Origin of the sequence: Fulvivirga sp. (genome assembly GCF_040220315.1) — a bacterium.
Taxonomy (GTDB): Bacteria; Bacteroidota; Bacteroidia; order Cytophagales; family Cyclobacteriaceae; genus Fulvivirga.
The window spans coordinates 1-13200 of record NZ_JAVJUY010000078.1 but is presented as its reverse complement, the minus strand read 5'-3'; the positions used below and the strand labels follow the sequence as shown (position 1 = coordinate 13200).

The window sequence follows — 13200 nt, the reverse complement described above, 5'->3', positions numbered from 1 at the left end:
GGCGCCAATTATTTCCATGCTTGTAACAAATGCGAGGCGGAAGTTGAGAAATTTATAGCCGAGGTCAAAAAAATACTTTCACGTAAAAAAGAGTATGCAGAAGTAGATTATCCTTGTCATTCCCCAACTCAAAAAAGATGGTTTAAAGCAAAGGCCAGGCAAATTATAGTTGAAGATAAGCCCCATGCGATTATTATACATGAAAATCAAACTGCAGAAGTAGGGTTGGCAGAAGAAATTGAGCTCTTATTAAAAATATCAGAAATCATCCATTACGAAGGAGTGTTTTTAAAAGCGCTTAATGAGGTTCTAAAACAATTATGCGATTTTTCTCAATGGACGTTAGCTGAAATTTGGCTACCACAAGAAGAAGTCTCACTGCTTAAATATAGTGGTGCTTGTTACTGTAAGAAAAGAGATCTGCAAGCTTTTTGTGAAGCCGCAAAAGAAATCAGATTTGAAAAAGGAGTTGGACTACCTGGAAGAGTTTGGGCAACAAAGAAATATTTATGGATCGAAAATTTAGCTGAAAGTAAAGACTTTTTAAGAGCTGAAATTGCAAATGAATTGGGAATTAATTCAGGCCTTGCACTTCCTATTTTATTTAATGATTCGATTCATGGTATCATGGCTTTTTTTCATGATGGTACAAAGAAAAAGGACCAACATTTATCGGAATTAATATTTAGTATTTGCAAGCATCTAGGACTTTTATATCATCAAAAAAATCTGGCAGACCGACTAAAAAAGGAAAAAATATTTATGAGATCCATAGCTGATGACCAGTCAGAGATGATCGTGCGTTGGAAGCCAGATGGAAAGCGGTTATTTGTTAATCGTGCGTACTGTGAAAAATTGGGTATTACTGAGGAGGAGGCACTTGGTACAAGTTTCTACGATCAAATCCCGGCCAATAGCCTCGAAAGAGTAAAAAAAATTATAAATGAGCTAAACCCTGACAATCCTGTCAACTATGATCAAAATCAAATTAGACTTTCAGATGGCAGCCTAGAGTGGCATCAGTGGATGAATCGAGCTTTTTTTAATGATTCAGGTGATCCGGTTGAATATCAAAGTGTGGGACAAGATATAACGACAGCCGTAGAGTCTCAGGCCAAATTAGAAGAAAATAAAGAACGGCTGCAATTAACTTTAGAGTCCGCAAAAGTCGGCACTTTTGATTGGTACCCAAAAGAAGATCAACTTTTCTGGGATGATCGATTATTTGAAATATTTGAAGTAGAGCCAACTCTAAATATAGACCTAAATGCTCACTTTTTTAATGTAGTACACCCTGACGATAAAGAGCGAGTGACGAGAGAATTTCAAGAATCTTTAACAGAAGGTGGCAGAAGTAGTCACGAAATTGAATATCGTGTGCTTGTAAATGGAAAAATAAAATATATTCTGGCTCATAGTCGAATGATAAGGGATGACGATGGGGAAGTTATACGTATGTTGGGTGCCTCGCAAGACATCACTGAAATTCGAGAGGCGGAAAATTTTCTTCAATTAGTGCTCGATTCCGCTGGTATTGGAACATTTGAAAATTACCCTTTACAAGAGATATCCAAATATGATCACAGGTTCAAGGAAATATTTGGTATTGATAGGGAGGAAAAGGAAGAGCTAACAGAAGCTTTTTTTAGTAGAATTCATAAGGATGATTTGGGTAAAGTAAAATCCCATTACGAGGAGAGGATAAAAAGAAATGGGCGCACTGAAATAAACCTCGAATATCGCATTGTGGTTGGTGGTAAAGTCAAAAATATCCTTGGTTATGGTCAGGTCATAAGAGATGGTAAAGGAGAAGCTTCACAGATCGTGGGAACTGTTCAAGACATCACGCCTCTAAGGGAGTCAGAAGAAAGGCTGCAGAAAAGTGAAGAGCTTTATCGAAATATTTTCAATCAACAATTTCAATATAGTGCGCTACTAGATATGGAGGGTAAAATATTAGAAATCAATGATTTAGCTCTAATAACGCAGGGAGTTTCAAAAGAGAGTTTTGTAGGGCGTTATTTTTGGAATTCACCGGGGTGGGAAGGCGACAATATTTTACAAAGCAAAGTAAAAAATCAAATTGATAGATTAAAAGATGAGGGTGAACCTTTTATAACTGAAGACGAGTTTACTGATCCCTCAGGACAAAAACATTATTCAACATCACATTACAGTTTGATACGAAATCAGAAAGGTAAGCCTGAAAACATCCTCGTCCAGGCTATTGATGTAACAAATGAAAAACGATCTAAAGAAGAAATACAGAAACGTAAACGTAAACTCTCGTTAATCTATGAAAATACAAATGACTACATTCTGCTCTTCAGTATTGTAAACGGTATATACTATTTCGAAGAGATTAATTCGAAGTGTATGCAGCTGGTTCAAAAGTTTGGTCTTGATGTTCAAAAAGATCAAATTACTGGAAGCTCTGTTGAAGATTTCTTCAAAGATTTACTGAAACTTCCAAAAGAACGCTACTCTAAACGACTAAAACTTTACGACAATATTGTAAAAAACAGGAAGTCTCATTCTTATGTTCAAGAATTTGAAACTTCAGATGGCCTCATGGTTTCGGAAGAGAGCATTACTCCGATTATCAATGAAGACAAAGTAACCAATTTACTGATTGTTGCTCATGATGTGACCGAATCATATTTAAGCAAAAAGAGAATAGAACATAGTGAAAAACAGCTCTCATCAATTTACAATAGTTCTAACGATTTTATGCTTCTAATGAGGGTAGAAAAAGGTGGCTATTTTATTGAGTCAATTAATGTTGCTACAGTAGCAGGTTTAGTACGGGCAGGTATTCAAGTGAAAAACAGGCAATTAGAGGGTCTAAACATGCTGACGTACTTTAAAGACATCCTTAATTACTCTCAGGATCAGATCGATGAACACCTTAAATACTATGATAAGGTTAAGAAAAATATAGAAATTGTTCGATACACTACTGAATCCTACTTCAACGATAGGTTCTTTGCTATTGATACGAAAGCAACCCCAATTTTAGAGGATGGATTAGTCAAATACATACTCACGGTATCTCGTGATATTACCGATATTGTCCGATCAAAATTAGAATTGCAAAAGGCCTACAGTATCTTGGAAAAACTGAAATCCAAGGTAGAGCAGGAAAACATTTACTTACAAGAGGAAATTAAACAGGCCAATGATTACGAAAATATGGTTTTCAAAAGCCGGGAGTTTCGAAGTGTACTAAATAAAGTTGAGCAAGTAGCAAACACAGATGCCACCGTTTTGATTACCGGTGAAACAGGAACGGGTAAGGAACTTATTGCAAGAGCTATCCATAACGTAAGTAACCGTTCAATAAAACCTATGATTAAAGTTAATGCTGCTGCCATACCCAGAGATTTAATTGAAAGCGAACTGTTTGGTTATGAAAAAGGGGCTTTTACGGGGGCAACTGCTGCAAAACCTGGCAAGTTTGAATTGGCAGATAGTGGTTCTATTTTTCTGGATGAAATCGGTGATATGCCCATGGATTTGCAAGTTAAAATCTTAAGAGTTTTACAAGAAGGAGAGGTGGAAAGGCTCGGTAGCAACAAAACCAAAAAAGTGGATATAAGAATAATAACTGCCACCAACAAAAATTTAGAAGAAGCGGTGAAGGAGGGTAAATTCAGGGAAGACCTTTATTACAGATTGAATGTTTTTCCTATTCAAATACCCCCACTGCGTTCACGCCCTGACGATGTACCTATTTTAGTACAACACTTTACATCAAAATATAATCTTAAGCATGGTAAGCAAGTGACTATTATCCCCAAAGCTGTAATGGATTATTTGAGAAATTACACATGGCCGGGCAATATAAGGGAGCTTGAAAATACTGTTGAAAGAGCAATCATTCTAAGTTCTGGTAATACATTTGATTTACCCGAAGTAGCAAACAGCGCGTTTACCCAGGAAAAATGGGAACATGATAATTCTTTGGATGTAGTGATGCAAAACCATATTCGCCAAGTATTGAAATCTTGTAATTGGAAAATTGAAGGTGAAAACGGAGCAGCAGTTCAACTGAAAATTAAACCAAGTACGCTACGTGATAAGATGAAAAAATTTAACATCGAACGTCCGAATTAACTCACGGCATTTCGTGGAAGTCAATTTCTACTCAAGGTAAGCCTCGGTATTCCGTGGGTTTTTGATTGCACCGATTAGTAGAAACATTTTGAATATATCTGACTATCAGTCAGTTAAAAATTTAACAACAAGCTTTTATATTACTGGCACACACCTTGGTATAGCGTTTTCGTGAAACGTTCAAAAAAAGGTATTGTATTAAGAACCGGAAGGCACTGGATTAATGGGACGATATTTTATTCCGAACTATTTATATCAGAAGATTTTCCAATTGTCGATCATCACGCGATCATGGATCACATTAATGTGCTCGACAAATTCATAGGAAATAAGAAAATGCTGTTTTTAAGTGACGTTTCATCATCTGAAAATATACTCAGTTTTGATGCACTCAAGATTTGGGGGGAAAATGAGTCGCTCAACAAACACCGGATAGCGGAAGCATTTGTGGTATGCTCATTAGCAGATGTATATTATTTTAAGCAGTACATCAGATTAAACGATTTGGCGTATCCGGCTAAGGTATTTAATGATAAAAAGGAAGCAGTTAATTGGTTAAGTGAATTATGAAATTTAGTAAAAAGGAGGAAGGGGTTATGGATTTAACCGTTGATAGATTGGATGGATTCGATGAACGTACACAAATAAAAGTCTTGTACTTAGAAGACAACTCCAGTGATGTAGATCTTTTAGAAATTGAGTTATCAAAAACAGGTAATTATCTTATTAAAGCGATAGAAACTAAGGATGAATTGATAAATGAGTTGAAGGGCGAATATGATATTTTTATCTGTGACTACTGCCTTGTTGGATTCGATGGAAAAGAAGCGGTTAAAATTGCCCAAAAAATCAGACCTGATATTCCTTCTGTTATATTATCTGGAACAGTGGGAGAAGAAGAAGCCGTCAATATATTACATTCAGGTGCTTACGATTTTATTCTGAAGCAAAATCTTAAACGAATACATCGTGTAATTGATAGGGTTATTCAAGAAGCAACAAGAAGAAAACAAGCTCAGATATACCTGAAAGAATTGGAAGATAAAAACGCTTTACTGAACTCAATTCTTGATAGTTTGGACGACTTGATGTTCTTCAAAGATACTGAAGCAAAATACATACGTGTTAACAAAGCATTTGTGAATTATTTTAATATCTCTGAAGAAAATATTATTGGGAAAACCGATCGAGATCTTTTTTGCGCAGAGATCTACAATAAAACCGAAGAAGCTCATGAGAAGGTTGTAAAAAATGCAAAATCCCTTAGGTTTCATACAGAATACATGAAGTCAAATGGTAAGGTTTCCATTTTAGAAATTGTAAAAACCCCTATAGTAAGCAACGGTAAGGTAATTGGATGGGTAGGTGTTAGTAGGGATGTTACTGAGAAAAGACTACTTGAAGAAAGGCTTAGACGTAATCAATTAACATTAAGTCAAGCTGAAGAAATTTCTGGAGCTGGTAGTTTTGAGTTGAATGATGATCTGGGGATTTTGAGATGTTCGGCTAATCTCTTAAAGATTTTCCACATTAATTCGGAACACGATCAAATATCCTTAAGTAAACTCTACAACATTGTTTATGAAGCCGATAGAGCGCTATTTATGCAGCAATTTCAAAATGCAATTAAGAATAAACAAGCATTAAGTCTAACACATAGGATATTTATCGATAATGATATTAAGTACTGCAGAACAAGTATTAGACCAGACCTTACTACTAATAATGGTCAATACTATGGTATTGTAGTTAATATGACACCAGAGCGAAAACAAGAAGATATTATTAGCAACATACAGGAGAGTGAAAGAAAACGCATTTCTCGCGAATTGCATGACAGCATCGGTCCGAAACTGGCCGCAGCCATGATGTATATGGATCAGTTACATATGAAAGAGCAAGATGAAAAAATTGCTAAAGTTCGCACCATCGTTCTCGATTCCGTAAATGAAATTCGGGATATCTCCAGAAGTTTATCTGTGAAAATGGTTGAAGATAATGGCTTGGAAAACGCCATTGAGGATTTATTTGATCATATCCCTTCTCGTATAGAAAAGGAAATTAAAATTGAAATTAACGAGGACGAGATAAGTCCGATGATAGCGGCACAGGTTTATCGCATTGTACAAGAGGCAATTAACAACATGCTCAAACATTCTGAAGCGTCAACATTTAACTTTTCAATGGTTCAGGATCAGTCAATTTTAAAGTTGGATATTAAAGATAATGGGTCGGGCTGTAACATTCATGAAGCGAATGGTAAAGGAAATGGGATCAAAAATATAACCCATCGCGTGAAACGCTGCCATGGTATAGTACGGTATTCTTCTGATAAAGGCAATGGGTTTAGTATTGAAATTAAAGTGCCAGTAAAATGATAAAGTGGTTGAAGTCCATATTTCCAAAAAAGAGAAATGTGATTAACACTTTACTACTATATGTTGTAGTGGCCCTTATCTCATTTTCTTTTACTGGTGAAAGTAATACTAAAAATAATAAGTCGACATCCACGAAAGCTCATCAGGAAGTAAGTCATAGCATTACTTCCAAAAATATAGCTGAGAGTTCGACTAGTGGTAAATTACTTCCTACATCACAACAATCAAACAATCATGATTGGTGGGCTGGAATTATAACTCCAATATCACTGTGTCTGGTCTTTACAGTCGGTTTTATCACCAATGGATTGCTGTATTATAATTCTCGAAAGCAAGCTGCCATCGAAAAATTGAAAAAGTTAAAGAGGATTAACGAGATTCTTGAAAAACGGATAGCGGAACAAACTAGTCAATTAAATAATGACAAAAAGGAGCTTGAGATTCAATCCAACAAATTGAATTTGGCTTTGCAAGTAGGAAATATTGGTATTTGGGATTGGGATCTACAGAGTGGTTCTTTGGAATGGGATAGCTGTATGTTGAATATATTCAATTATCAACCACATGAATTAAGCAATTCCTATGAAGATTTTGCAAATCGTGTACATCCAGAAGATTTAAATCGTGTAAAGGATGAAATTGAAGAATCGATAGCTTCTCATAAATTATTTAGATCTGAATTTAGACTTCAATTAGAGAATGGTGATATAAAGTATTTGACAGGAATGGGCTGTGTCATCTACAATGATCTAAACGAAGCTGTGAGAATGATAGGCACCAACCAGGACGTTACGCACACCAGGCTGATACAAAAGAAGTTGGAACTCATCAATGAACAGCTAGAAGAAAAAGTAGCCTTACGTACTACTGAGTTGGCCGAAAAAATAAAAGAGTTAGAGGAAGCAAATGCCGATCTCAGATCGTTCAGCTATTCGGTATCGCATGACCTGCGATCCCCTCTTCGCGCCCTAAGTGGATTTTCTGATGCATTGTATGAAAATTTTGGTGATGCTTTGGGAGAAAAAGGCAACCGATGGGTCAATTTTATTAAAAAGAATGCCGCACATATGGATGATCTTATAGAAGATATTCTGGCATTAGCAAGAACTACTCAGCGTCCCCTCAGTAAGACAGTCGTGGATATGAAATCACTTGCTTTAACGGTATTTGAAGAAAATAAACTTCTATTTCCAAATGTTAAATTCAATTTTCAGGTGGATGACATTGAAAATGTGTCAGCTGATGCAGGACTCATGAAACAACTATGGCAAAACTTAATTTCCAATGCCATGAAATATTCTTCTCAGAATGAGAACGCAACCATTTCAATAAGCAATACTGTGAATTCAAATATGGTCACATACAGCGTAAAGGACAATGGAGTAGGATTTGACGATCTATATAAAGATAAATTATTTGTACTCTTTCAACGCCTGCACTCCAGCGCTGAATTTGAAGGAACGGGCATTGGTCTTACCATAGCCAAAAAAATAGTAGTAAAGCACGGGGGTGAAATTTGGGGTGAAAGTAAGGGGCAAGGTGCCACCTTCTATTTTTCACTTCCATTAATAAAAAAGAAAATATGATAAACGAATCGAATATAGTACAAATACTTCTTGTTGAAGATCGGGAAGAGGATGGAGAACTGGCGCTAATGGGCCTGGAATCTTTAGTGAATAATATTAAATGGGTAAAGGATGGAGCGGAGGCACTGGATTTTTTGTTTGGAAGAGGAATGTACGAGGGAAGGTCAATTAATGAACAACCAAGACTTATTTTGTTGGACATTAATCTTCCAAAGGTTAACGGATTAGAAGTTTTAAAAGAAATTAGGAGTAATCCAATTACTAAAGCCATTCCGGTAACTATTCTTACCACGTCTAAAGATGAAAAAGACATCTATGAGGCATATAATCTAGGAGTGAATAGCTATATCAGTAAACCTGTAAGTTTTGACCAATTCTCAAAAACAGTAAAAGAAGTTGGTATGTATTGGTTGGTCATTAACACTCCACATATTAATCAGAACTCATAGCACCGAAATGAATGAACAGGTAAAAGTATGTTTTCAATACTGTGAAGTGAGGCAATATTTTATAATTAAAGCAAATTGAAGATGAAAACGATATTATTAATAGACGACCACGAGCTCATAAGAGATGCGATTAAATACTACTTTAGTGATGATGCGGATTATGTAGTAAAAAATGAAGCTACAAATGGTGAAGAGGCGCTGGAGTTGCTAAAGAATAACAGCTATGATATTCTCATCTGCGACATAAACATGCCCAAAATGGATGGAATGGAACTGATGGAAAACATTAAACGGAATTATCCTGATCAAAAAGTATTGGTGCTTTCTATGCATGGAGATGCTAGTGCCATTAATAAGATGATCTCATTAGGAGCCCATGGGTACACGTTAAAGAATTCGACAAAACAAGAAATTAAGACGGCCATAAACCAAATTTTAAATGGTGAAAATTATTTCTCAAAGGATGTTTATGAAGCCATTATCAATCGTATTGCAAAGAAAAATCCTAAGAAAAGAATTTCGTTAGAGATAGAATTAAGTTCTCGAGAAAGAGAAGTTCTAAAACTTATCATCGCTGAATTTTCAAATCAAGAAATTGCTGATCAACTATTTATTAGTATACGTACTGTTGAAACACACAAGCGAAATTTGTTAGACAAAACAGGTTGTAAAAATATAGTTGGGCTTGTCATGTATGCTGTAGAAAGAGATCTTGTGGGAAGTAATGCCCCCTAAGAGCAATGTTTCTATTGATGCCTGACCTGAGTGAATGATCATTTCAATAGACGAAATGATCATTGATTCAGAGTTTCTGCTTTGCTTCTAATTCCTTTGGGCCATCGAAAAAAAAGTATGGTTCAAAAATTAGAGCGCAAAAAGTATGAAAGCATTAGTAATAGGTTGTATCTGTCTGTTTACGGTAACAGTTGGTGTATCACAAAGACAGCATTTTAAGTTTGGCGAAGGCTACAGAAGCTTTATCGCTTACGTCCCCACAAATCTCGATACCACTAAGGCAGCTCCGCTGGTTTTTAACTTCCATGGTGGTGGCATGACTGCCGTAGAGCAAATGTATTACACCGAAATGAATGAAGCAGCTGAAGCTCATGGCTTCATTGTCGTTTACGTTCAGGGAGTTGATGGTAACTGGAATGTAGGCTTCGATATGGATTATGACACCGGAACGGATGACGTGTCGTACGTAAAAGAGGTTTTGAAACTGGTCAAAGAAGCTCACAACATTGATGATAAAGCCATTTACGCAACAGGTCTCTCCAGGGGAGGTTTCTTTACCTACAGACTGGCCATTGAAATGCCGGAGACGTTTGCCGCAATAGCCTCAGTCGGTGCGCCCATTCCCAATCAGGTGCAGAAAAGGCATGAAGCCAAAGGCAAAGTAGCCGTCATGTTAGTGCAAGGTGATGCCGATTTTGTAGTTGAATTTGGAGGAAAAGGGGAGGCGTATTTATCAGCGCAACAAACCATCGATCATTGGGTGAAGCACAATGCAAGCAAAACCACTGCGGTGGTTACCGAAATAGATAAAGCAGATGATGGCACCAAAGTGATCATCAAAACCCATGAAGGCGAAGTGCCGGTTAAGCTGGTACAAGTTGTCAATGGCGGCCATACCTGGCCCGGAGCTAATGATTTCAATATTGGCTATCCGTTAGGAAAAACCACACACGACATTAACATGAATGAGTTGATGTGGGAGTTTTTTGAGGCGAATCGAAAATAAGAAGTACTAAACCGGACAAATTATGAAACTGAATAACATACTAACGGCCTTGTTCCTCTTGCTTTTTTCAGGGCCTGCCCTAGTGGCACAGAACGCCCAACTGGAAAGTAAAATCAGAAAGTGGGTACAGGAAAAGAAGCTTCATGGCGTAAGTGTCATGATCAAGCAGCATGACTCGGTGATTTTTGAGCAGCAATTTGGTCAGGCTGATATTGAGCAGCATAAGAGTTTAACTGCGGACAGCCGGTTTCGAATATTTTCGATGACCAAACCCGTCATTTCATTGGCTACTTTAAAGTGCCTGCATGACAACAAACTCTCATTAAACACACGCCTCGATCAAATTTTTACTGATTTTGAATCGGATGAGCCCATAACCATTCGTCAGATATTGACCCATACGGCCGGGTTCTCTTATGGGGGCGAGTTTAGCTGGCAAGGCTTTCAGTATTGGTTATATGATCCGTTGGAGAAGAGTGAAGATTTGAATGAATTCATGGAGCGCCTTTCCGGACTATCACTTGGTTTTGATCCCGGTACTGCGTGGGAATACAGTATTTCCCACGATGTTTTGGGTGCGGTGATAGAAAAAGTCTCCGGTCTAAGATTGGAGGATTATATGAGAAGGGAAATTTTTAATCCACTTGGTATGATGAACACCGGCTTCATCCATAAAGGTGAGTCTATCAATAACCTGGTGAAGTTTTATAGGTATGATAAGGAGGCAGATAAAGCGGCTCTTCTGGAAGATCAGTATGCCTATGATAAAGTTATTACCTCCGGAGGGGGCGGCCTGTACAGTACCGCAAATGACTACATGAAATTTCTCGATGTGCTGTTATTCCCGGAGAGATATGCTGATCTGTTGCCCGAGGAAGTGATTCGGCAATTGAGTAAAAATCAACTCGCTGCGAGTATCGGGAGTATTCCTGAAAGTATTTACCCCGATAGTGGTTTTGGCTTTGGTGTGGGAGTTCAGTTAACAGCTGGCGAATACCTGCCAAAAGATAGTTTTTACTGGGCCGGTATGGGCGGAACCATGTTTTGGGTAGATCCTAAAAATGAGTTACAAGTAGTTGCCATGACACAGTCATTAGGCCACCGAAGATTCATGGAGAGCTATTTTATTCCTTTGGTCTATGAAAGTTTGTGGTTGGTGGGGGAGTGAAAAAAAGAGGGTGTCTCAAAAAGTAACTTCATCTGTAGGACTGAACCTGCCAATCGGCAGACAGACATGTCGAAGTCCGTTTAATGCTAATAAACCACATTTCGACTAGCTCAATATTGCAATTGGCAAGACCATTGAGACACCCACTGTTTGATTCCGTGTAATATCAGCTACGAGCTAGTACTTTGCTTCGTTTAGATTTATTAAACATCTTTCAACAATGATTCGATTTGTTCTGGTTACACTATTTAGCTGCGCTTTGCAGTTTGTCTTCGCTCAAGAGCTGGAAAAGCAAATAATAATTGATGGCATAACAGCTTCTTACTATTGCAAAACCCAGCAATACAGTGAGTTAGAGAGCTATTTAGAGGACAAGGGCTACGTGTTGGATTACAAGCTCGGCACTAAAAAAGTGTACCGACATCATGACGACAGCAAAGGTGAAATTGTATTGCTCATCATGGGGTATGAGTGGGTAGAAATCCTGCATACTCAGGATGAAACCGGAGCTTTCAAAGCTTCCATGAATGAAATTTTAAAGAACAAGCCCTTTGTATCTGTTGAGGAGAGGTATGAGCTGGCACTCCCAGATCAGGAGAATCCGGGATTTAAAACCGTGCTAACCTGGGAAGGAGAGAACAAGGCCTACCTTACTTTTTCGCCACCCGAAATCCATAACGAAACCAAATCGTGGGATTTGTATTTTGAGGAGGTTTTTGCTGGAAGACCTCAGTGAGAGTAGGCTTCAATTTTCATCAGCCTGTTTAAAAGCCATAGATTTTAATTCCTGCTCTGCTTTTGATATGCCATACTTAGTGGCAATTAGCCGCCAATTTTTTACAGCCTCCTTTACTTCATTAATTGTAGTTAAGGCTTGATCCTTTGATATTCGGAAAAATGGGCATACCTCTAATGCAAGTTTGAGGTCTAGTGCATTATCAGTGTCTGAGATATTTAATTTGAGTCCATTACCTGACTCAACAGGATTGATATCATAGGCAGGAGATAGCAGCCAGCCTTTTTCTGATAGCATAAAGCCATGATTACGTAAGTGGTCATCTACATTAGAAACGCAAATACTGAATACGATTCTGCGCCATAATTGCTCGAGATCCTGATTGACATTTGAACCTCGGGTCATAATAAACTCCACTAATTCAAGGTAACTTACATTTGCCTGGTAATCGGCACCATCAGTATGACCTAATAAGGTCATGGCAGAAGCAAAATGCAAACGCTTTCCTCTTGTTGTACGATCAAATCTTTTTGTTAAAAATGTATGATATTTACTGGAAAACTTCATTGACTGGCTTTCCGCCATTGTTATTCCAGCTGCAAGTGCCAATTCATATGTTACTATCTCCCATCCGCCAATGTCCATATCATCTTTTTGACTTGGAAACTTAGCAATCCATAAGTGATTGTCTTGATCCAATACACTTGCTTTTGGTCGTGCACCACCTAATGAAGAGCCTGGAGCCACTAACATATTAAGCCATTTAACATAATCAGGATGATCAATGGCATCATCATTTTCCAGCTTCAAACTAATTTGTTCGAGTTCGCGGATTGAAGTCCAGGGGGGACTTGCTAAAATCTTATCATCGCTTAAAAATGGTTGGTTTGGGTCAAGCTTAAATCGTAATGCACCCATGCGATGTTCATCATATACGCCTAATAAATAGTCAGTTTCAAATAAGGTTTTTTTGTTACGATTTTCAGCCCTGGCCAGGGCAGCTTCTTTACGCAGCATCAAAACCCG

Annotated in this window: 10 protein-coding genes; 9 read left to right on the top strand and 1 reads right to left on the bottom strand. The window is 37.7% G+C overall.

The window, feature by feature from the left end; translation table 11 throughout:
• The 9 genes from RLO81_RS03530 to RLO81_RS03490 all read left to right on the top strand — a co-directional run.
• On the top strand, nucleotides 1-4116 hold a 4116-nt coding region (locus RLO81_RS03530), incomplete at its 5' end, for a sigma 54-interacting transcriptional regulator (protein ID WP_350107320.1).
• A gap of 171 nt (nucleotides 4117-4287) precedes the next feature.
• Nucleotides 4288-4686, top strand: a complete 399-nt coding sequence (locus tag RLO81_RS03525; protein WP_350107317.1) for a DUF7793 family protein — start codon at nucleotides 4288-4290, stop codon at nucleotides 4684-4686.
• A complete protein-coding gene (locus tag RLO81_RS03520; protein WP_350107314.1) occupies nucleotides 4683-6494 on the top strand; it encodes a hybrid sensor histidine kinase/response regulator in 1812 nt (603 codons plus the stop codon). Before RLO81_RS03525 ends, RLO81_RS03520 begins: the two co-directional genes overlap by 4 nt.
• Entirely contained in the window at nucleotides 6491-8080 is a 1590-nt protein-coding gene (locus tag RLO81_RS03515; RefSeq protein WP_350107311.1) for a sensor histidine kinase, read from the top strand. Before RLO81_RS03520 ends, RLO81_RS03515 begins: the two co-directional genes overlap by 4 nt.
• On the top strand, nucleotides 8077-8529 hold the full coding sequence (locus RLO81_RS03510) for a response regulator (RefSeq protein WP_350107309.1): 453 nt from the start codon (nucleotides 8077-8079) through the stop codon (nucleotides 8527-8529). The genes RLO81_RS03515 and RLO81_RS03510 overlap by 4 nt, the downstream gene beginning before the upstream one ends.
• 81 nt (nucleotides 8530-8610) lie before the next feature.
• Nucleotides 8611-9264, top strand: a complete 654-nt coding sequence (locus RLO81_RS03505; RefSeq protein ID WP_350107306.1) for a response regulator transcription factor — start codon at nucleotides 8611-8613, stop codon at nucleotides 9262-9264.
• A 145-nt stretch (nucleotides 9265-9409) separates the two neighbouring features.
• Nucleotides 9410-10270, top strand: a complete 861-nt coding sequence (locus RLO81_RS03500; RefSeq protein WP_350107303.1) for an extracellular catalytic domain type 1 short-chain-length polyhydroxyalkanoate depolymerase — start codon at nucleotides 9410-9412, stop codon at nucleotides 10268-10270.
• Nucleotides 10271-10292: 22 nt separating this feature from the next.
• Nucleotides 10293-11438: a serine hydrolase domain-containing protein gene (locus RLO81_RS03495; protein ID WP_350107300.1), complete on the top strand. Its 1146-nt coding sequence runs from the start codon at nucleotides 10293-10295 to the stop codon at nucleotides 11436-11438.
• A 220-nt stretch (nucleotides 11439-11658) separates the two neighbouring features.
• Nucleotides 11659-12174, top strand: coding sequence for a hypothetical protein (locus tag RLO81_RS03490; RefSeq protein ID WP_350107297.1), 516 nt, complete (start codon nucleotides 11659-11661; stop codon nucleotides 12172-12174).
• A 9-nt stretch (nucleotides 12175-12183) separates the two neighbouring features.
• Here the strand turns inward: RLO81_RS03490 and RLO81_RS03485 are convergent.
• Nucleotides 12184-13200: type II toxin-antitoxin system HipA family toxin (locus tag RLO81_RS03485; protein ID WP_350107294.1), on the bottom strand; the 1017-nt coding region annotated here is incomplete at its 5' end.

Bases quoted from the DNA above. Each gene is read 5' to 3' on its own strand.
- RLO81_RS03520 (WP_350107314.1), top strand. From the start codon at position 4,683: ATGAAATTTAGTAAAAAGGAGGAAGGGGTTATGGATTTAACCGTTGAT.
- RLO81_RS03515 (WP_350107311.1), top strand. From the start codon at position 6,491: ATGATAAAGTGGTTGAAGTCCATATTTCCAAAAAAGAGAAATGTGATT.
- RLO81_RS03510 (WP_350107309.1), top strand. From the start codon at position 8,077: ATGATAAACGAATCGAATATAGTACAAATACTTCTTGTTGAAGATCGG.
- RLO81_RS03505 (WP_350107306.1), top strand. From the start codon at position 8,611: ATGAAAACGATATTATTAATAGACGACCACGAGCTCATAAGAGATGCG.
- RLO81_RS03500 (WP_350107303.1), top strand. From the start codon at position 9,410: ATGAAAGCATTAGTAATAGGTTGTATCTGTCTGTTTACGGTAACAGTT.
- RLO81_RS03495 (WP_350107300.1), top strand. From the start codon at position 10,293: ATGAAACTGAATAACATACTAACGGCCTTGTTCCTCTTGCTTTTTTCA.
- RLO81_RS03490 (WP_350107297.1), top strand. From the start codon at position 11,659: ATGATTCGATTTGTTCTGGTTACACTATTTAGCTGCGCTTTGCAGTTT.